At 67.7% G+C, this 20619-nt stretch carries 18 protein-coding genes; 10 read left to right on the top strand and 8 right to left on the bottom strand.

Going from position 1 to position 20619, the window contains the following annotated elements; genetic code table 11:
• Positions 1 to 36 precede the first annotated feature (36 nt).
• The gene (locus ABD260_RS26580) at positions 37 to 3216 is read left to right on the top strand and encodes a DUF2961 domain-containing protein (protein ID WP_344237549.1); all 3180 of its coding nucleotides are present in this window, start codon (positions 37 to 39) and stop codon (positions 3214 to 3216) included.
• On the opposite strand, the gene tyrS is transcribed toward ABD260_RS26580, so the two are convergent.
• Entirely contained in the window at positions 3200 to 4426 is a 1227-nt protein-coding gene (gene tyrS / locus ABD260_RS26575) for a tyrosine--tRNA ligase (protein WP_344237547.1), read from the bottom strand. The two genes, ABD260_RS26580 and tyrS, sit on opposite strands and share 17 nt — an antisense overlap.
• A 224-nt stretch (positions 4427 to 4650) precedes the next feature.
• Here tyrS and idi point away from each other — a divergent pair, with 224 nt between their 5' ends.
• Positions 4651 to 5208, top strand: coding sequence for an isopentenyl-diphosphate Delta-isomerase (idi, locus tag ABD260_RS26570; RefSeq protein WP_344237545.1), 558 nt, complete (start codon positions 4651 to 4653; stop codon positions 5206 to 5208).
• Between the two features lie 63 nt (positions 5209 to 5271).
• Here idi and ABD260_RS26565 read toward each other — a convergent pair whose 3' ends face one another.
• The 6 genes from ABD260_RS26565 to ABD260_RS26540 form a co-directional block, all read right to left on the bottom strand.
• Complete coding sequence (locus ABD260_RS26565) at positions 5272 to 6267, bottom strand: 2-dehydropantoate 2-reductase (RefSeq protein WP_344237543.1); 996 nt, start codon at positions 6265 to 6267, stop codon at positions 5272 to 5274.
• A 203-nt stretch (positions 6268 to 6470) separates the two neighbouring features.
• Entirely contained in the window at positions 6471 to 7430 is a 960-nt protein-coding gene (locus tag ABD260_RS26560; protein WP_344237541.1) for an ABC transporter permease, read from the bottom strand.
• A 2-nt stretch (positions 7431 to 7432) separates the two neighbouring features.
• On the bottom strand, positions 7433 to 8359 hold the full coding sequence (locus ABD260_RS26555; RefSeq protein WP_344237539.1) for an ABC transporter permease: 927 nt from the start codon (positions 8357 to 8359) through the stop codon (positions 7433 to 7435).
• On the bottom strand, positions 8356 to 9369 hold the full coding sequence (locus ABD260_RS26550; RefSeq protein ID WP_344237537.1) for an ABC transporter ATP-binding protein: 1014 nt from the start codon (positions 9367 to 9369) through the stop codon (positions 8356 to 8358). The genes ABD260_RS26555 and ABD260_RS26550 overlap by 4 nt, the downstream gene beginning before the upstream one ends.
• The gene (locus ABD260_RS26545; RefSeq protein ID WP_344237535.1) at positions 9366 to 10346 is read right to left on the bottom strand and encodes an ABC transporter ATP-binding protein; all 981 of its coding nucleotides are present in this window, start codon (positions 10344 to 10346) and stop codon (positions 9366 to 9368) included. The genes ABD260_RS26550 and ABD260_RS26545 overlap by 4 nt, the downstream gene beginning before the upstream one ends.
• Before the next feature lie 4 nt (positions 10347 to 10350).
• Complete coding sequence (locus tag ABD260_RS26540; RefSeq protein WP_344237533.1) at positions 10351 to 12144, bottom strand: ABC transporter substrate-binding protein; 1794 nt, start codon at positions 12142 to 12144, stop codon at positions 10351 to 10353.
• A gap of 167 nt (positions 12145 to 12311) precedes the next feature.
• Here ABD260_RS26540 and ABD260_RS26535 point away from each other — a divergent pair, with 167 nt between their 5' ends.
• The 8 genes from ABD260_RS26535 to ABD260_RS26500 all read left to right on the top strand — a co-directional run bounded on the left by ABD260_RS26535 (position 12312) and on the right by ABD260_RS26500 (position 20098).
• On the top strand, positions 12312 to 12995 hold the full coding sequence (locus ABD260_RS26535; protein ID WP_344237531.1) for a response regulator: 684 nt from the start codon (positions 12312 to 12314) through the stop codon (positions 12993 to 12995).
• Between the two features lie 35 nt (positions 12996 to 13030).
• Positions 13031 to 14407: an ATP-binding protein gene (locus tag ABD260_RS26530; protein ID WP_344237788.1), complete on the top strand. Its 1377-nt coding sequence runs from the start codon at positions 13031 to 13033 to the stop codon at positions 14405 to 14407.
• A gap of 123 nt (positions 14408 to 14530) precedes the next feature.
• Positions 14531 to 16141 carry an ABC-F family ATP-binding cassette domain-containing protein gene (locus ABD260_RS26525; RefSeq protein WP_344237529.1) on the top strand — a complete coding sequence of 537 codons (1611 nt, stop codon included), beginning with the start codon at positions 14531 to 14533 and terminating at the stop codon, positions 16139 to 16141.
• 133 nt (positions 16142 to 16274) lie between these two features.
• Positions 16275 to 16757 (top strand): hypothetical protein, encoded by a 483-nt coding sequence (locus tag ABD260_RS26520; RefSeq protein WP_344237527.1) that lies wholly within the window; start codon positions 16275 to 16277, stop codon positions 16755 to 16757.
• A 7-nt stretch (positions 16758 to 16764) separates the two neighbouring features.
• Positions 16765 to 17919 (top strand): sensor histidine kinase, encoded by a 1155-nt coding sequence (locus tag ABD260_RS26515; protein WP_344237525.1) that lies wholly within the window; start codon positions 16765 to 16767, stop codon positions 17917 to 17919.
• Positions 17920 to 17995: 76 nt separating this feature from the next.
• Complete coding sequence (locus tag ABD260_RS26510) at positions 17996 to 18634, top strand: response regulator (protein WP_344237523.1); 639 nt, start codon at positions 17996 to 17998, stop codon at positions 18632 to 18634.
• Positions 18635 to 18677: 43 nt separating this feature from the next.
• Entirely contained in the window at positions 18678 to 19079 is a 402-nt protein-coding gene (locus tag ABD260_RS26505; protein ID WP_344237521.1) for an ArsR/SmtB family transcription factor, read from the top strand.
• Positions 19076 to 20098: a cation diffusion facilitator family transporter gene (locus ABD260_RS26500; protein ID WP_344237519.1), complete on the top strand. Its 1023-nt coding sequence runs from the start codon at positions 19076 to 19078 to the stop codon at positions 20096 to 20098. The genes ABD260_RS26505 and ABD260_RS26500 overlap by 4 nt, the downstream gene beginning before the upstream one ends.
• Here the strand turns inward: ABD260_RS26500 and ABD260_RS26495 are convergent.
• Positions 20049 to 20570 (bottom strand): GNAT family N-acetyltransferase, encoded by a 522-nt coding sequence (locus ABD260_RS26495; RefSeq protein WP_344237517.1) that lies wholly within the window; start codon positions 20568 to 20570, stop codon positions 20049 to 20051. The two genes, ABD260_RS26500 and ABD260_RS26495, sit on opposite strands and share 50 nt — an antisense overlap.
• Positions 20571 to 20619: the final 49 nt, after the last annotated feature.

Genomic DNA, 20619 nt, shown 5'->3' with positions numbered 1-20619 from the left:
AAATCGATTTCCCGCCGTCACGGAGAAAGGCCGCCCATGCTCCGTCGTGCCGTCGTTCTACTCGTCGCTTCGGTCCTGCTGCTGACCGGTGCGACCGCAGCATCCGCAAGCCCACCAAGCGCCGGAAACGCCAACGGTCCGGTCGGCTGGGACGTCTACCGGCACCTGGACCGCTTGCCCGAGCTCCAGACCGGTGTACGTACCAAGCAGTTCTCCAGCTTCGGCCGCGACGGCACCAACAACGACGGCTTCGAAGGCACCTACTCCTGTCTGCGGACCACCGACGCCGGCTGCGTGATCGCGGAGGACTCCGGTCCCGGCGAGGTCGCGTCGATCTGGTTCACCCGGGACGAGGGCAACGTCAGCAAGACCGGCACGATCACGGTCGAACTGGACGGCAAGCAGGTCCTGCACGGTTCGCTGCAGGACATCGTCGACGGCAAGCTCGGTGCACCGTTCAGCTTCCCGCTGGTGGCCAACGGCGTACAGACCAGTGGTGGCGTCTACATTCGCGTACCCATGCCGTACCGCTCTTCGATGCGGATCACCACGCAGACGAACCCGTACTTCTATCACGTCGACTACCGTCAGTTCCCGGACGCGAACGGCATCAAGACCTTCGATCCGACCGACAAGGCCGAAGACGTGCTCGCCCTGCTGAAGGCGGCCGGCACCAAGGACCCCAAGCCCGTACAGCCGAACGCGCGCACCACCAGTACGCCGCTGAACCTTGCCCCGGGCAAGCAGGTCAAGCTCGCCGACGTGTCCGGTCCGGGTGAGCTCAGCGCGCTCCGGGTGAAGCTGCCGGACATCGTCGGCCTGGATCTGAAGAGCATTGCCGACGACGGCCGCGCGTTCGTCGGAGGCAGTTCGTTCAAGGTCAAGATCGACCCGGCCAACACCGGCGTGACACTGACCCGCCGGATGGATCTGCGGATCGGCAACCAGCGGGCGAAGATCCTCGTCGACGGCGCACCGGCCGGCGAGTGGGCGCCGCTGAAGGCGCAGGGCGCGCAGTGGCACGACCAGTCCGTCGAGCTTCCGGCCGCGTTGACCGCCGGCAAGTCGCAGATCACGGTGACCAACCAGTTCGTCTCGTCGGATCTCGACTTCAACGAGTTCGCGTACTGGGCCGACTCGACTGTCGGCGGACAGCTCAAGCGCACCGACACACTCGATGTCGGACCGAACCATGTCGCCGACGAGCAGGCGCATGGCTACACGATCAGCAAGCAGAACTGGAGCGGCGAGCACGCGATGACGTACGCCGCGACCGACGCGGACGCCGCCCGAGTCAAGCCGTCCGACACGTTGTTGTCCGGCGTCCGGGTCCAGGTGACGATCGACGACAAGTTGCGTGTCGACGCGCCGCTGGGCGAGTTCTTCGGCTCCGGGCTCGGCGAGAACCCGGTGCACTCGCTGTTCTTCGCGATGGACCCCGACGGCTGGTACTCCTCCTGGTGGCCGATGCCGTACGTTGGCCGCGCCACCGTTACGTTGGTGAACCCCACGGCCTACGCGTTGAAGGGTCAAGCCGAGGTGACCGCAGCTCGGGACGGTCGCGTCGCCGCCGAGCTGGCCACCGGGAAGACCGGCTACTTCACCGCGATCTCGAAGCGCGGCGAGACCACGCAGGGCAGCGACTGGAACTTCGCCGACATGACCGGCCGGGGCAAGTTCGTCGGTGTCTCCCAGACGATGGAGGGACTGTTTGCCGACGGCAACACCCGTGGCTACCTCGAAGGCGACGAGCGCGTGTACGCCGATGGTGAGCGGACGCCCGCGATTCACGGCACCGGCACCGAGGACTACTACGAGTCCGGCTGGTACTTCAACGCCGGCACCTACTCGACACCGTTCCACGGCAACTCGGCGCACGAGGTACGGGCCGGGTTCTGCACGAACGAATGCGACGGCGCGTGGCGGCTGCACATCACCGACTCGGTCGCGTACGAGAACCAGCTGACCTTCGGGATCGAGCACGGTCAGCAGGACGACCACCCGGCGATCTACGGCTCGACCGCGTTCTTGTACACGGCGGCGAAGTTCGGCGCCCGCGAGACCGACCGGATCGACACCGGGTCGGCGGCCAGTCGCGGGCAGCACGGGTACACCGATGGTGGCACGCAGGCGGAGCTGAGCGCTGTGTACGAAGGCGATCATGACGACATCACGCTGACCGACCAGGTCCGTTCGACCACCCAGCCGGTCAAGTTCAGCGTGAAGATCGATCCCGCCAACCGTGGCGTCACGTTGCGGCGCACGAGTGATCAGAATGTCGCGGGGCAGAGCGTACGAGTGATTGTCAACGGCAAGGATGCCGGGACCTGGCTGCAGCCGCTCGGCAACACTCATCAACGTTGGCTCGACGACAATTATCAGTTGCCTTCGGCCATCACCTTCGGCAAGACCCGGCTGGACATCGAGCTCAAGCCGAACGGTCCGGCCTCAACGGCGTGGACGGCTTCGGCGTATGTGGTGCAGTCGCTGAGCATCCCGTACAAGGACAACAAGGCGCCCGGCGCGGTCGCCGGCGTCAGCGCGGCCGGGCGTACGGACAACGCGATCAACGTGACCTGGAACGATGTCAGCGACGACAGTGGGATCGCGTACTACAACGTGTACGGCGCCAAGGCCGGCGGAGTGGAGAAGCTGCTCGGCACGACACCGTTGCCTGGTTTCCTGCATCGCAACCTCGGCCTGCACGAGGCGTGGACGTACCGGATCGCAGCTGTGGACTTGGCCGGTCACACCGGGGCGAAGTCGGCCGCGGTGCAGGCGACCACCGGCAGTACGCTCCGGATCGAGGGTGAATCCATGCTGCCTCCGGTGTCGTCGACGGTCGCGGTCGATGCGCAGGGCAACTGCTGCGGCGTGAGCTGGTCCGGCGGCGCGCAGGCGTGGATTCATGGCTCGAAAGCGGGTGACAAGACGGTCCTGAAGTTCACCGTGCCGACGACCGGCTCGTACAAGCTGTCGACGGTTCTCACCAAGGCGGCGGATTACGGCATCGTTAACGTACAGGTCGACAACGCCGCGCCGGTGACCTTCGACGGATACCAGCCGGCCGGCGTCGGCACCCAGCAGGTCGACCTCGGCACCTCCCAACTCACCGCCGGCGACCACCAACTGACCATCACCCTGACCGGCAAGAACCCCTCCGCCACCGGCTACCTGGTCGGCCTCGACGTACTCAACCTCAACCTGAACTCCTGACCGACGTGATCCGATGCCAGGTTCGGGGGCCGGACTTGAGCGTCAGCGGGGTGGTCAGGGAGACGGGGGTGGTGGGGTCGGTGAGGCGTTGGCCGTTGAGGGTTACCGCGCCTTGGCGGAGGAGTCTGCGGAGGCTGGATTTGCTCTCGGTGGGGCGGGCTGCTTGGAGGAGGTCGAGGATGGTGGCGCGGTCGGCCGCGTACGCGATGTGTGGGATGTCGGCCGGTTCGCCGTGATCGGTGAAGGTGTGGCGGAAGTTGTCGAGTTCGGCTTTCGCCACGCCGGCGCCGTGGTAGCGGGTGACGACCGCCGCGGCCAGCCGAAGCTTGGCGTCCCGGGCCGCGCGACCGCCACCCTTCCCACCTCCGTCAGCGCCCGAGGTGGCGGCGGATAGGGCGGCTACGTCCGCGAGGGGGAGTTCGGTGTAGACGTGGGCGTACGGCCCGACCAGCTCGTCCGGGATGCTCATCAACTTGCCGAACTTGTCCCGCGGGCTGTCGGTCAGCCCGATGTAGTTGTTCAACGACTTCGACTGCTTGGCCCGGCCATCGATCCCCGGCGTGATGGTCGTGGTCAGTACGACCTGCGGCGGCGCCCCCAGCCGCTGCTGGAACACCCGTCCGAGCTGCTCGTTGAACAGCTGATCCGACCCCACAATCGTCAGATCGCTCCGCATCGCGAAACTGTCGTACGCCTGCAGCACCGGGTACACCAGCTCGTGCACGGCGATCTCCCGCCCGGCCGCGACGCGCTCCCGGAACATGTCGCGGCTCATCAGCTGTGCCTGCGTGACCTGCGCGAACAACCCCAAGAGTTCGGCGATGGACATCGCGTCGTACCACTCCGAGTTGCGGCGTACTTCGAACACCTCCGGGTCGGTGCGCAGCACCAGCGAAACCTGCTCCAGGAACGACGCCGCGTTGGCCTCGATCTGCTCAGGGGTGAGGACCGGCCGGGTCTCGGACCGACCCGTCGGATCACCGACCCGAGTGGTGAGATCGCCCAGCAGGAACACGACCCGGTGCCCGAGGTCCTGCAGCTGGCGCATCATCCACAGGTTGACCGCGTGGCCGAGGTGCAGGTCCGGCGCGGTGCAGTCGACGCCGTACTTGATCCGCAGCTGCCGCCCGCTCGCCAGCCGTTCGCGCAGGTCGTCCGCGCCGACGACGGTGTCGGTGGTACGCCGTAATCGCTCGATCACGGAATTCATGGGTCTCCTCTCGGGAAGGAGGCACCACCGATCGCCCAGTGCCTCCGGACACGGAAAAGGCAGGAACCGAACGGTTCCTGCCTCGAGGCTCTGGGTGCAGCGGGTGCGGGTACTACCGAGCGCCGGCTCCTCCCAGAGCCGGTCGATATGCCACACGCTGCTTGATCACGGGCCCCAGGTTAGCAGTCCGTACGCTTTTGCCGGAACCGGAATAGGCTCTGGGGGTGACCGAGGAACGGGTAGTACTGCTGGACGAGCGTGGGCACGCGATCGGGACCGAGCCGAAGGCGACCGTGCACCACGCCGCGACGCCGCTGCATCTCGCGTTCTCGAGCTACGTGGTCGACGCGGCCGGGCGGGTGCTGCTGACCCGGCGCGCCCTCGACAAGCCGACCTGGCCGGGTGTCTGGACCAATAGTTGCTGCGGGCATCCACTGCCGGGCGAGCCGTTGGAGCATGCGGTCCGGCGCCGGCTGTCCGACGAGCTCGGGATCACGGTCGCGTCGGCTGATCTGGTGCTTCCCGAGTTCCGGTACCGCGCGGAGATGCCGAACGGGATCGTCGAGAACGAGATGTGCCCGGTGTACCGCGTGCGCTGGACCGGCGACCCGACGCCGGCGCCGTCCGAGGTGATCGACTACCGCTGGGTCGAGTGGGCTGAACTACGCGCCCTGACCGACCTGTCGCCATGGTGCCTGGAGCAACTTGCTCAACTCACCGCACCGCCGGACGATTGGCCGCTCGCCGACTCAGCCGACCTACCGCCCGCCGCGCACGTCTGACTCCAGCAGATCATCGTGTACGGCAACAGCTGCCACAAACACCCGCCTACAAGATCATTGGTCTCACATGACAAGACGAAGCTCGGCCAGGAGCTCCGCCCCGGACCATGACCGCCGGCTCACCTCACCCGCGCGAATCAGCTCGACCAGCCGCCCGTTCACCGGCGCCGACCGCCCCAGCGAATCGGCCAGCCGAACCACCTCACCGTTCAGATAGTCGATCTCCGTCGGCCGCCCGGCTTCCAGGTCCTCCCACATCGACGTGCGCGCCAACGGATCGATCGCAAGCATCGCTCCAGCCACTCGGCGGAAGACAAAGTCCGGCAACCGCAGAACTGATGGCAACCGTTGCATCGGTAACGCCAGCAACCGCGCCGGCCGTACCCCGGCTGCGTCCAGCAACCCCAGCGTCTCGCTCTGCGCCGCCGCCAAACACCGCCGATACGCCCGTTGCGAAAGCTCCTCGCGCAACGGCAGATTCGAGAGCGCGTTGATAGGGTTGTTCAGGTTCAGCAGCAGTTTCGCCCACTGAACCGGCAGGAGCTCCTCGTGCTGCGTCAGGGGCAGCCCGGCCCGCTCGAACGCGTCGACGTACGGCGCCAACGCCGCGTCCCGCTGCACGTCCAACGCGCCCTCGGTGCCCTGATGAAACACCCCGCCGCCCCGGCTCACGACATTGAACGGAACCATCCCCGGCACCACGATCTGCTCCGGAAGCCCGGCCCGCAGTACGTCCGCGTTCCGCACCCCGTTCTGGAAACTTACGACAACAGCTCCAGGCCGAAGGACGCCCGCCAGCTCCGCGGCCGCCTGCTCGGTACCGGCCGACTTCACCGTGACCAGCACCAACTCCGCCCCGGCTGCCCCCTGCGGCGTCGTCGAGAACCGGACGTCCGCGACCCGAAGATCAGCCCCCAGGTAGTCGGTCAGCCGCAACCCATGCTCCGCCACCTCGGCAGCCGCCCGCGCACGCCCGACAAACGTCACGGGCAGCCCGGCCGCCGCCAGCCGCCCGCCGACATAACACCCGATACTCCCCGCCCCATAAACAACAATCACCAAACCAACGTACCGAAGGCGGTGGTGGGGCGTCCCGCGGTGGGGATCGGTACCGAAGAACGGGTAGTGGTCGGCGGAGGGCGGGTGGTGGCCGGTGCTGATACGGATGATCTGTTCCGGCAGATCATTCGTACCCAACCACCACCCGTCCTTCGGTACTTCCCAGGGCGAAACCCGACCAAGGAACCCTGGGAATTCTGGTGCTAATGCAGCCGCACCCGCGGATCCAGCACCGCATACGCGATATCCACCAAGATGTTCGCCACCACCACAGCAGCCGAGGCGAACAGCACAATGCCGATGATCACCGGCAGATCCTGCTGGTTGATCGCGACCACCGCGGTCTGCCCGAGACCAGGCAAGCTGAACACCGTCTCGGTCACCACCACTCCACCGATCAACTGCCCGAGGTCGATCCCGAACTGGGTCACCACCGGGGTCATCGCACTACGCAATCCATGCCGCACGATCACCCGGCTCTCCCGAATCCCTTTCGACCGCGCCGTCCGGATGTAGTCCTCGCCGAGAACATCCAGCATCGATCCCCGGGTCAACCGCGTGTACGTTGCCGCCAGCAACAATGCCAGCGCGATCCACGGCAGGAACAAGTGCTGGAACCACGGCCCGATACCGCCGGTGAGCGGCGCGTACCCGCCGGCCGGGAACCAGTTGAACCCAGCCAGTGTCAAGCGGAAGTACAGGAAGTACAGCAGCAGCAAGCCGAGCAGGAACGACGGGAACGAATAGAAGAACAACGAGAACAACGTCAGCCCGCGGTCCGCCAGCGAGCGCGGATGCACCGCCGAGATCACACCGTTGAACACACCCAGCAACAACCACAAGATGGAGGCACCGAGAGCCAGGGACAACGTGATCGGCAACGCCTGCCCGATGATCGTTGTCACCGGCACCTGGTGGTAGTAGTCGTATCCGAGGTTGCCCTTCAGCGCATTGCCGAGGAAGTGCAGGTACTGCTTCCAGACCGGCAGGTCGAGACCGAGCCGGTGTTTGATCAGCGCGATCGTTTCCGGGGTCGCCTGCCGGCCGGCCAGCGTCTGCGCGACGTTGCTCGGAGCAATGAAGAACAGGCCGAACACGGCCACGCTGATCAGCCACAGCACCAGGAGTCCGTGTCCGAGGCGGCGAATCAGGAACATGCCCATGATCAGGTCCGATCTGCGCGGGGGTCGAAGGCGTCCCGGACCCCGTCACCGAACAGGTTGAACGCGAGCGTGGTGATCAGCAGCGCCAGACCTGGGAACAGGATGAACCACCACGCGGTCGTGTAGTAGTTCTGCGACGCGCTGATCATGCCGCCCCAGTCGGCGGTCGGTGGCGGCAGCCCGAGCCCGAGGAACGACAACGTCGCCTGGGTCACGATCACCACCGGGATCAGCAGGGTCGTGTACACGATCACCGGCGCGATCACGTTCGGCAGTACGTCGACGAACATGATCCGGCTGTTGCTCGCGCCGAGCGACCGGGCCGCCTCGACGAACTCGCGTTCCCGCAACGACAGCACCTGGCCACGGACGATCCTGGCCACCGAGGCCCAGCTGAAGAAGCCGATCACCAGTACGGTGACGGTCAGGCTCGGTCCGGTGATGGACACCAGCGCGATCGCCACCAGCAGGAACGGTACGGACAGCACCACGTCGATGAGCCGGGCCAGGATGGTGTCGGTGATCCCCCCGAGGAACCCCGCCGCCAGTCCCAGTACGACTCCGATCGCGACCGTGATCGCCGTGGAGATCACGCCGACGAGCAGCGAGATCCGGGCGCCGTACGCGATCCGGACCAGGATGTCCCGGCCGAGGTCGTCGGTGCCGAACCAGAACGTGCCGTTCGGCCCGCGCGGCAACCCGTCCGGGGTGAGTCCGATACTGCGGTACTGCTCGTTCGGCGGATGCCCCGTGACCGCCGCGAACACCGGCGCGAAGATCGCCATCAGCACGATCAGCAGGATCACGACGAGCGAGATCATCGCGACCTTGTCCTTGCGCAGCCGCCGCATCGCCAGGATGAACGGGCTCCGCCCCTCGATCGTTCTGGGTTCGTCGAGGACATCGACCATCTCGATCGAGGCGGTCATGATGCGAGGTCCGGTACGGCCGTCGACAAATCCTCGCCAACGGTCAACGGATAGAAGCAGGCGGTTCGGTGGGCGTCCGTATCGTCCAGGATCGGGATCAAAGGTGGCTCGGACGTCGCACAGTCGGATCGGGCTTTCGGGCACCGCGTGTGGAACCTGCACCCCTCCGGCGGGTTCGTCGCGGACGGGATGTCCCCGCCGAGGATGATCTGCTGCCGGCTGTCCGCGGTGTCCGGGTCCGGCGCCGGCAGTGCCGACAGCAGCGCCCGGGTGTACGGATGCCGGGTCTGCCCGAACAACTCGGCGGTCGGCGAGAGTTCGACGATCTTGCCCAGGTACATCACCGCGATCCGGTTGCTGACATGCCGGATCACCGACAGGTCGTGCGAGATGAACACGTACGTGAGGCCGAGGTCCTTCTGCAGATCCGCCAGCAGGTTGATGATCTGCGCCTGGATCGACACGTCCAGCGCGGACACCGGCTCGTCGCAGATCACCAGCTTCGGCCGCAGCGCGAGCGCCCGCGCCACCCCGATCCGTTGCCGCTGGCCACCGGAGAACTCGGCCGGGAACCGGTTGTAGTGCTCGGGGTTCAGCCCGACCAGCTCCATCAGGTCCTGGACCTGCTTCTTCCGTTCGGCCCCGGACGAGATGTCGTGGATGGCGAACGGGTCACCGATGATCGACCCGACCCGGCGGCGCGGATTCAGCGAGCCGTACGGGTCCTGGAAGATCACCTGCACGTCGCGGCGCAACGGCCGCATCGCCTTCCGGGACAGTTTGGTGATGTCCTTGCCCTCGAACCAGACCGAGCCGGACGTCACGTCGTACAGGTGCGCCATGCACCGGGCCAGCGTGGACTTCCCGCACCCGGTCTCGCCGACCAGGCCGAGGGTCTCACCGGTGTGCACCTCGAGGGACACTCCGTCCACCGCCCGGACCACCTCCCGGGCGTGGGTGGGGAACTCCTTGCGGACGTCCTCCACCTTCAGCAGCACTTCGTCGTTCATGAAGCCATCGCCTCATTCGTTTCGTGCGGTAACCAGCAGGCCGACTGGTGCCGGGGGTCGCGGCCGACGTCGGCCAGCGGCGGCGTCTCGGTCTTGCACTTGTCGAACACGTGTGGGCAGCGGGGCGCGAACGGGCAGCCCTTCGGCAGGTTGATCAGGCTCGGCGGAGTCCCCGGGATCGGGGTCAGCCGGTCCCCGCTGTGGGCCGGCAGCGACGCCAGCAGGCCCTGGGTGTACGGGTGGTGGTTGCGGTAGAAGATGTCCCGCCGGGGCGCCCGTTCCATCACCGCGCCGGCGTACATCACCACCACTTCGTCGGACATCTCCGCCACCACGCCGAGATCGTGGGTGATCAGGATGATCGCCGTACCGAACTGCTCCTGCAGCCGGCGCATCACGTTCAGCACCTGCGCCTGCACGGTCACGTCCAGCGCCGTGGTCGGTTCGTCGGCGATCAGCAGCGCCGGGTCGAGCGCCATCGCCATCGCGATCATCACCCGTTGCCGCATCCCGCCGGAGAACTGGTGCGGATAGTCGTCGATCCGTTCCGCCGCCCGCGGGATGCCGACCAGGGTGAGCAGGTCGGCGGCCCGTTTCCGGGCCGCCTGCTTGCTGATCTCCAGGTCGTGAGCCCGGATCATCTCCACGATCTGCCAGCCGATCCGGTACTGCGGATGCAGGCTGGACAACGGATCCTGGAAGATCATCCCGATCTGGTCACCGCGCAGCCGCCGCAGCGTCGACTGATCCGCCGTGATCAGGTCGGTGCCGTCGAAGAACGCCGTACCGGACACCTTGGCGCCGCGGGTGAGGCCGGTGATGGTCTGGGTGGCGACGCTCTTGCCGGACCCGGATTCGCCCACCACCGCGAGCGTCTGGCCGGCTTCCACGTCGAACGACAACCCCCGGACGGCGCGGACGGTGCCGTCCGGGGTGTCGAAGGAGACCCTGAGGTCCCTTACTTCCAGCAGTGCCATCAGGTCAGCCCTGCTTGTCCTTGTCCAGCCAGACATTGGTCGGGTCGAACATCTGCATTGCCGGTACGTAGTTCGCGTTGTGTACCTGCGCCGCGTGGTAGTTCGCGTTCTTCGGGTTGGTCAACGGGAAGAACGGCGCGTCGGCCATCACCTGGGCGTCGGCCTGGGCCCACAGCCCGGAGGCCTGGTCCTCGGTCGGTGCCTTGACTGCCTGGTCGATCAGGTTGTTGGTCGCCGGGCTGTTGTACAGGCCGAAGTTGCTGCCGATCGGCGGGAACGACGGATCGCCGGAGAACAGCGGGTTGAAGAACGACAGCGCCGCGTTGCCGTACCAGTCGGCGCCCCAGCCGGCCAGCGACAGGTCCCAGACACCGCGCCGGGCGACGCTCGGCACCTGCAGGTACTTCACGTAGAAGTCAGCGTTCGGCGACGGTACGCCGACGACGTTGATCCCTGCCTTGGACAGGTCCTGCTGGATGGTCTGGAACGCCTTGCTGCTGCCCTCGGACGCGTTCCGGTAGAGGAACTTCAGCGTCAGGTGCGGGAAGCCCGCCTCGGTCAGCAGTTGCTTGGCCTTGTCGACGTTGTACGGGTACGGGTCGATCTGCTTCGAGCCGACGATGTTGTCCGGCAGTACGTGGGTCAGCGGCGGGTTGATGGTCTTGCCGCCGAGGACCTGCAGGACGTTGTCACGGTTGATCGCGTAGCTGATCGCCTGCCGTACCTTCACGTTCGCGAGCGCCTTGTTGTTGTTCGGCGACGCGGTGTTGTAGACGACGTACGGGTTGCTGGACGCCGTCATGCCCAGGTTCAGGTTCGGGTCCTTCTTGGAGATCAGGGCCGGCAGCTGCGACGGTGGTGGGCCGACGTCGAACTCGAGGTCCGCGGTCGGCGTACCGGTCTGCAGTTGCTGCTGGATCGAGTCCTGGCTGACCGTCTCGTTCACCACGATCTTGTCGACGTACGCCTTCCGCACCGGGTCGGAGGCGGCGTCCCACGCGGGGTTGCGGGTGTACGTGATCGACTTGGTCGGTACCCACGAGTCGACCTTGTACGGGCCGTCGGACGGGTAGTGGTTGCCCAGCTCGGTGCTGGCCGGCAGGTACTTCAGTGCCTCGATCGGCGCCGGCGAGAAGGCCGGCAGCGTCAGCATGTCGACGAAGTACGTGGCCGGCTGGGTGAGGTGGAACTCGACCGTCGTGTCGTCCTTGGCGACCACACCGGGCAGTGGCGTCTTCTCGATGTACGCCTCGATCGCGGCCGGTGACTTCGCCACCTTGGCGAATCCGTCCGCGAACGCCTTGTACCCGACGATCAGGTTGGCGAAGTCCGGGATGCCGCCGAACGGCTGGACCGGGTTCGCGGTCCGTTTCACGCCGCGGACCATGTCCGCCGCGGTCACCTGGCGGGCCGGCGTGGTGCTCCACTTGGCGCCCGGCCGGAGCTTGATCGTGTACGTCTTGCCGTCGGAGCTGATCCCGCCGTTGGCGGCCGTCGGGATGTCGGTGGCCAGATCCGCCACCGGCTTGGTGTTGTCGCTGTTCGGATCGGCCGGGTACGTGAACAGCTGGCGGCTCCACATCCGCAGGTTCAGGTAACCGATCGAGTAGTAGCTGACGTTGGGATCCATGTAGTCGACATCGCCGGCGCCCAGCATGTTCAGGGTGCCGCCGGTGACCGGGGTGCCGGCCGACCCTCCGGATCCGGACGGTGTTCCGCCGCCATTGCTACAAGCCGCGAGCGTTAGAATGCTCGCCACGGCGGCAAGGGATAATGCCGCCAGCCGTCTTCTGGCCATTGGTCCTCCTCCGGGACTCGATAGCGCCGAAGTTAGGACTTGTGGCCGCGTCCGGAACGTGCGTGCACCGAACCGTCAAGAGGTTGTCACCCGGCCCCCGCCCGCAGATGTCGGATTCATGACAGTCGTAACAACCACCAGGCCTGCCGGTGCGCAACACTGGACCCGTGGCACACAGCCTGCTGCTGGTCGATGACGAACCGCGCATCCGGCGCGTACTCCGGCTTGCCCTGGAAGACGAGGGCTACCAGGTGGCGGAGGCGGCGAACGGGTACGACGCGCTCGCTGCCCTGCGCCGGGAGCCGCCGGACGTCGTACTGCTGGATCTGATGCTGCCCGACCGGGACGGTTTCACCGTCTGCCGGGAGATCCGCCGGGCCAGCGACGTACCGGTGATCATGGTGACCGCGCGCACGGACAGTCACGACGTGGTCGCCGGGCTCGAGGCCGGCGCCGACGACTATGTGACGAAGCCGCTGGTGGCGAAGGAGCTGTCGGCGCGGATCCGTGCGCTGTTGCGGCGGGTCGAGCCGGCCAACGCCCGGCAGGCCGAGCTGCTCGAGGTCGGCGACCTGCGGATCGACGTACTGGGCGCCGAGGTGACCCGGGACGGCGAGGCGCTGCCGCTGACCCGGACCGAGTTCAAGCTGCTGGCCGAGCTTGCCGGCGCCGAGGGCAAGGTGCTCAGCCGGGAACAACTGCTGTCGAAGGTCTGGGGGTACGGCTACTTCGGGGACAGCCGGATCGTCGACGTGCACGTCCGGCGGCTGCGGCTGAAGATCGAACGCGACCCGGCCAGCCCGACCCACCTGGTCACCGCGCGTGGCCTGGGCTACCGACTGGTGAGCTGACGTTGCTGGGACGGGTCAGCCTGCGAGGCCGCGTGATGCTGGCCTACGGCCTGCTGGCGCTGGGGTTGTCATCCGTGCTGGCGATCGTGACCTGGAGCGTGGTCTCCGACTACCTGACCGAGCAACGTGATTCGTCGGCGGTGGTGGTGACCGCTGACAACGCTGCCGCGCTGCGGTACGGGCTGTTCGGCGCGCCGACGTCCTGCCGGCCGGGCCATGAGCAGGCCGAGTGCGACAACCCGACGTTGCTGCCGGGCGTACGGCCGATGGACGTACTGAACAGCCTGCCCTCCACGGACGCGGCCGCGTCGATGATGTACCTCGAAGACCATTGGTACGCGTTGACCGGAAAGCCGTCCGATCTGCCACCGGACGTGATCCAGACGGCGCTCGGCGGCAGCGTCGTCCAGCGGCGGATCGAGGTGAACGGGCAGCCGGTGCTCGCGGTCGGCGTACCGCTCGGGCGGCAGGGCGATGCGTTCTTCGAGTGGCATCCGCTGACAACGCTGGACAGTACTTTGCGGACCTTGAAGCTCACGCTGATCAGTGCGGCGTTCGCGACCGCGCTGATCGGGCTCGCGGTGGGGCGGCTGGCGAGTACGGTCGCGCTGCGGCCGCTGGCCGAGCTGACGCGGGTGGCGAGCGCGGTCGCGACCGGGAAGCTGGACGAGCGGTTGCAGGCGGAGAACGATCCGCATCTCGGCGGATTGGCGCGGTCGTTCAACCAGACCGCGGCGGATCTGGAACGGCGGGTGGCGGCGGACGCGCGGTTCGCCGGCGACGTGAGCCACGAGTTGCGTACGCCGCTGATGACGATGCTCAACTCGATGCAGCTGATCCAGAACCATCGCGCCGAGTTACCTGCTGCTGTCCGTGAGCCGGTCGAGTTGCTCGGTGACGATCTGGATCGGTTCCGGCGGTTGGTGATCGACCTGCTGGAGATCTCGCGGGACGACGGCGGTGACCGGGGCAGCCGGGAGATCGTACGGATCGCCGATCTGGTCCGGGCCGCGGCGGATGCGGCAGCCGGGCGGGAGGTGACGACGGTCGAGCCCGATGCCGAGCACCTCACGTTGCAGGCCGACAAGCGGCGGCTGGAGCGCGTGATCGCGAACCTGGTCGAGAACGCCGAGGACCACGCCGGCGGCTGCAAGGGCGTCGGCGTACGGGCCGGCGGGCTGGGCGTGATCATCACGGTCGACGACGCCGGACCGGGCATCGCGGCCGAGGACCGTACCCAGATCTTCGAACGCTTCGGCCGCGGCGAAACCTCCGGCCGGGGCCGCGGCGTCGGCCTGGGCCTGGCCATCGTCGCCCGCCACGTCCTCTGGCACCACGGCACCATCCAGGTCACCGACCGCCCCGGCGGCGGCGCCCGCTTCATCGTCGAACTCCCGGCCAAATCCGGATAAATCGGATGCCGGGCTTGGGTCGCCCGGTTACTGTTGGTTCATGGCTACTTGCCTCTGTGTCTAGCTGCACACACGCATCCACGGGTGAAGTGTGTCCACTAGCTATCACGGAGAGTAACCATCATGATCACCGTTCGCGGTGTAGAGATTCGCGTCGGCGCTCAGCTTCTGCTCGGCGACCTGGCCTTTACCGTCGGCGCCGGGGATCGCGTCGGCCTGGTCGGCCGGAACGGCGCCGGCAAGACCACGCTGATGAAGACCCTGGCCGGCGAAGAGCGCCCGGCCGCGGGTGACATCGCCGTCACCGGCTCGGTCGGCTACCTGCCGCAGGACCCGCGCGCAGCCGACCCGGCGATCACCGTCACGTCCCGCATCCTGTCCGCCCGTGGCCTCGACACCGCGGTCCGTCAGCTCCGGCAGGCCGAAACCGCGATGAGCACCGCGACCGGCGAGGCCCAAGAAGAGGCGCAGGAAAAGGCGATGGCCGCGTACGCGCGGGCTGAGGCCGCGTTCCAGGCCGGCGGCGGGTACGCGGCGGAGGCCGAAGCGGCCCGGCTCGCGGCCGGCGTCGGCCTGCCCAACCGCGCGCTGGAGCAGCCGATCGGCGAGCTGTCCGGCGGTCAGCGCCGCCGCGTCGAGCTGGCCCGGATCTTGTTCGCCGAGCACGACACCCTGCTGCTGGACGAGCCGACCAACCACCTGGATGCCGACTCGGTGCTCTGGCTGCGGCAGTTCCTGCTCGCGTACTCCGGCGGCCTGATCGTGATCAGCCACGACCGCGAGTTGCTCAGGGCAACGGTCAACCGGGTCTTCCACCTGGACCCGCAGCGGCGCACCATCGACCTGCACAACACCGGCTGGAAGAAATACCTGGAACAGCTGGAGCTGGACGAGCGCCGCCGCGCCCGTGAACGCGCCACGGCTGAGCGCAAGGCAGCGGTCCTGCACGCCCAGTCGGCGAAGATGCAGGCCGGCGCGAGCACCGCCGTGGCGGCCAAGAACATGGCCCGGCGCGCGGACAAGCTGCTCGCGGACCTCGAGCCGGTACGCCGCGCAGCCCGTGTCGCCCGGATCCGCCTGCCCGATCCGGCGCCTTCCGGGCGTACGCCCCTTTCGGCGATCGGCCTGAAGAAGGCGTACGGCGCGCTGCAGGTGCTGGACGGCGTCGACCTCGCGATCGACCGGGGGAGCCGCGTGGTCATCCTCGGCCTGAACGGCGCGGGCAAGACCACCCTGCTCCGGCTGCTCGCCGGGCGCGAACAGCCCGACGCGGGCCAGGTAGTACCCGGTCACGGCCTGCGGCTCGGGTACTTCGCGCAGGAGCACGACACCCTGGACCTGGCCGGAACCGTCCAGCAGAACCTGGCGTCGGTCGCGCCTGGCCTGACGGACGGTGAGGTACGGAACGTGCTCGGATCGTTCTTGTTCAGCGGCGACGACGTGAACAAGCCCGCGGGCGTACTGTCCGGCGGCGAGAAGACCCGGCTGGCGCTGGCCGGCCTGGTGCATTCCGGCGCGAACGTGCTGCTGCTGGACGAGCCGACCAACAACCTCGACCCGGCTTCGCGGGACGAGGTGCTCGGCGCGGTCGGCGGGTACCCGGGCGCGATCGTGATGGTCACCCACGACGAGGGCGCGATCGAGGCGCTCCGGCCGGACCGGGTGCTGCTGCTCCCGGACGCCACCGAGGACCTCTGGTCGGACGACTACCTCGAGTTGGTGTCCCTGGCCTGAAGCCGGCCTCAACGGGGTCAACCCAGGGGTGGAGACCCGGTTCAACCCAGGTCTCACCTCCGGGCTGACGTCCGCGACAGCCGATCCGAGGAGTGTTGTTCTCAACGGAACAACCCCTCGAAAGGACACTGAAATGTCGGCCGTGATCGGAATCCTGGTAGGCCTGCTGGTGCTGGTGCGCGTGATCGGCCGGCAGGTGACCGGCTCGCTGGTGACGCAACGTTCGCTGGTGGTGATGCCCGCGATCCTGCTCGGGGCCGGCGTGCTGATGCTGTCCTCGGCCATGCACACCGCGACGACCGGTGAGCTCGCCTTCCTCGTCCTCGACTGCGTGTTCCTGTTCGGTCTCGGTCTGGCCCGCGGTGCGAGCATCCGGCTGACCAGCACCGACCAGGGCCTCTTCCAGAAGGGCACCTCGGCGACGCTGGTGCTGTGGCTGGTCACCATCGGTCTCCGGATCGGTACCTCCTTCGCCGCCGCGGCGATCTGGCCGCACAGCTCCTTCGGTCAGGCGACGCTGGCGCTGACCATCGGGATCACGATCGCCGCGCAGAACGCGATGGTCTACCGCCGCTCACTGGCTCTGGACATCCCGTTCGCCGCTCAGCAGGCATGATGAGGCAATGGACTTCAAGTTCGCGGACCAGGTACGGGAGTCCTCCGTACCTGGTCTGCTGCTGCGGGCGGTGCCGAGCATCCTGACCGCCGTCACGGTCGTGGTCGCGGCCCGGAGCAAGGACGAGCAGCGCTTCCCGTACGGGGTGATCGTCGCCCTCGGCGTGATCGTTGTCATCAGCAACATCTCGCTGTTCCTGCAGCGGTACGGCGAACCACTCGGCCGCGCCGGGTACGGCCTGCTCGTCTTCGGGATCGCCGGTTCCCTGCTCTGGTACGCGCTACCGGGGAGCGCGATGATCGTCGCACCGTTCTGGGTGACGAGGTCCGCGGTCAGGTACTACCGGCCGACGCCGCTCGCCTGGGTGGTTGTCGGCATCGGCATCCTCGGCGCGAGCGTTCCGCTGTACGTCACCACCCACTCGCTGCCGGCCGCGTTCGGGTCAGCGTTCGGCGTACTGGCGCTCACGCTGGCGTCGATCAACCGGCGGACGCGCGAGCAGCAACTGGAGGACTTGCAGGTCTCATTGGCCCGCAAACAGGCAGCGATCGAGGAGCACGGGCGGGCGGCGGCGCTGGCCGAAAGGGCGCGGATCGCGCGCGACATGCACGACGTCCTCGCGCATTCGTTGGCCGGGTTGTCGCTGAGCCTGCAGGGTGCGCGGCTGATGCTCGTACGGGACGGGGCGTCGGCGGAGGCGATTGAGCAGGTGACGCGGGCGCAGGGTCTGGCGGCTGACGGTTTGGCGGAGGCGCGGCGGGCGGTCGCGGCGCTGCGGGAGGATTCGGTACCGGATGTCCGGGCGCTCGGCGATCTCGTCACGGCGTACCGGCTGGAGAGCGGCGCGACGGCGGAGTTCATCGTCGAAGGAGAGGTACGGGAGTTGTCGAGCGACGTGATGCGCGCGCTGTACCGCACGGTGCAGGAGGCGCTGGTGAACACCCGGAAGCACGCGCCGCATGCACCAGTACGCGTCACCTTGGCGTACGCGGAGAAGGTCCGGCTGACGATCGAGGACCGGCCGGGTACGCGCCCGGGCAACGCGGCGCCGGGCGGCTATGGTCTGCTCGGAATGCGCGAACGTGCCGACCTGGTCGGCGGATCACTGGAAGCCGGCCCGACTTCGACGGGCTGGCGAGTCGAGCTCGAGGTGCCGGCGTGAAGGAGCGAAGCGAGTTCACCAGAAAGTACAGCGCGGTCCGTGCCTCAGCCGCGCCCGGAGCGAAGCGAGGACGCGGATGAGTTTGCGAGTGGTGGTCGCGGACGATCAGACCGTGGTGCGCGACGGGCTGGTGACGTTGCTGAAGCTGCTGCCCGGGATCGACGTGGTCGCGGCCGGATCGGACGGCCAGGAAGCGGTCCAGCTGGTCGCGGAACATGACCCGGACGTACTGCTCGTGGATCTGCGGATGCCAAGGATGGATGGGGTCGAGGCGACGAGGCTGGTACGGACGGATCATCCGCGCACCGAGGTGGTCGTACTCACCACGTACAGCGATGACGAGTCCGTACTGTCCGCGCTGCGTGCCGGTGCCCGTGGTTTCCTGACGAAGGACGCGGATGCCGAGTCGATCGGCCGGGCTTTGGAGGCAGCCGCCGCGGGTCAGTCGATCGTCGACGCCGAGGTCCAGCGCCGCCTGATCGAAGGCACCGCGACCGCCCCGAGGCCGGTCCAGGTCGCCGACTCCGGCCTGACCCCGCGCGAACTGGAAGTCCTCCGCCTGATCGCCGAAGGCCTCTCCAACACCGAAATCGCCCGCCACCTGGTCGTCAGCGAAGCCACCGTCAAAACCCACATCAACCACCTCTTCGCGAAGGCCAACCTCCGCGACCGCGCCCAAGCCGTCGCCTACGCGTACCGGCTCGGCCTGACCTGACGCGTGGTTGCGCTGGGTAGGGGAGGTGCCCTACCTTGAATATATGAACAGTTCTGCAGATGTGCAGCCTGACGCCTGTAACGTGCGGCTGGTCGACCCGGAGCGGGTGGCGAGCGTCAATGCCAGGATGCCGGGCGAGGGGGACATCGTCGACACGGCGGATGTCTTCAGCCTGCTCGGCGACCCGCGCCGGCTGAAGCTGCTGGTCGCGCTGCTCGACGGGGAGCTGTGTGTCTGCGATCTGGCCGCGATCACCGGGCTGAGCGAGTCGGCGACCTCGCACGCGCTCCGGCTGCTGCGGGCGCACCGGGTGGTGACTGTTCGCCGCGACGGGCGGAACGCGTTCTACCGCCTGGACGACGCCCACGTACGCATGCTGGTCGACCTGGCCGTCGCCCACACCGAGCACACCGACGCCATCCACCCGGAAAGGACCGAGTCGTGAGCGCCCCGGCCGGGGAGTCCGGGCACGGTGCTGGTGGTGCCGGGCACGGTCACGGGCATGGGGTGAGCGCCAACGCCGACCGGAAGCTGTTGAGTGGCGCGCTCGCGCTGATCGTCGGGTTCATGATCGCCGAGGTGATCGTCGGGTTCGCCGCCGGTTCGCTGGCCCTGGTGACCGACGCCGCGCACATGCTCACCGACGCGATCGCCATCGCCCTCGCCCTGCTCGCGATCCGTCTCGCCGCCAAACCACCCCGGGGCGGCTTCACGTACGGCTTCAAACGGGTGGAAATCCTCTCCGCCCAAGCCAACGGCATCACTCTGCTCCTGCTCGCCGTCTACTTCGTGTACGAAGCAGTCAGCCGGATGATCAACCCGCCCGAGGTCAAGGGCGCCCTGGTACTGATCACCGGCGTCGTCGGCATCGCCGTGAACGTCCTCGCCACCTGGCTGATCAGCAAGGCCAACCGCTCCAGCCTGAACGTCGAAGGCGCCTTCCAGCACATCCTGAACGACCTGTTCGCCTTCATCGCGACCGCGATCGCTGGTCTGGTCGTCCTGCTGACCGGCTTTGCCCGCGCCGACGCGATCGCCGCCCTGGTCGTCGCGGCCCTGATGCTCAAGGCCGGCATCTCCCTGGTCCGCGAGTCCGGCCGGATCTTCCTCGAAGCCGCGCCGACCGCGATCGACCCGCAGGCCCTCGGCGTGGAGCTGTGCGGGGTACCGGGCGTGGTCGAAGTACACGACCTGCACGTCTGGGAGATCACCTCCGGCGAGCCTGCCGCGTCCGCGCACGTACTGGTCGCGGAGGGGCTCGACTGCCACCAGATCAGGATTCAGATCGAGCAAGTACTTGCCGACCGCCACCACCTGACCCACTCGACGCTGCAGGTCGATCACGCGACCGCTGACACCCGCGCGGCACACTGCAGCGACTCCCACGGCGCTGTTCACCGTGCGGACGCTGCTACTACTGCAGGTGCTGCACCAGCAGCTGACCCGGCCAGTCCGGCTCATTGACCCGGCGGACGGCGAACTCGGCATCCCGCGTGAAGCCCTGCTTCTCGTAGTACCGCACGAGGGCGCCGTCACCGCCGGCGAAACAGTCGACCCGGAGCAGCCGTACGCCCGCTGCCCGCGCCAGGTCGCGGGCATGGTCGAGGAGTACGCCGCCGAGGTTCCGTCCGGCGGAAGCGCGGTCGGTGACCAGGAGTCGTACGTACAGCTCGGGCTCGTCGGCCGGCGGCACGTACTCCATCGCGGCACCGACCGCGAGCGCGCCGACCACCCGCCCGTCGAGTTCGGCGACCCACAGCTCGCCATCAGTCGCGAAGCCGGTGATCTGGGCGACGCGGCGCGGGCTGGTGGAGTGCGGCGCCGTACCCCACTGCTCGACCTGGCCGCGTGCCACCAGCCACTCGGTCGCCCCGTCGAGCAGCGCCAGCACCGCCGGTACGTCGGCCCGCGCGCCCGGCCGGATGGTGATCTGCACAAGATCCAGAATAGGGATGTCGAAATCGGATCAGCAGTCTCTACCAAGG

The organism is Kribbella hippodromi, assembly GCF_039531045.1.
Classification (GTDB): domain Bacteria; phylum Actinomycetota; class Actinomycetes; order Propionibacteriales; family Kribbellaceae; genus Kribbella; species Kribbella hippodromi.
Note: the sequence above shows the minus strand (reverse complement) of the source record. Positions and strands in the feature narration are given on the sequence as shown.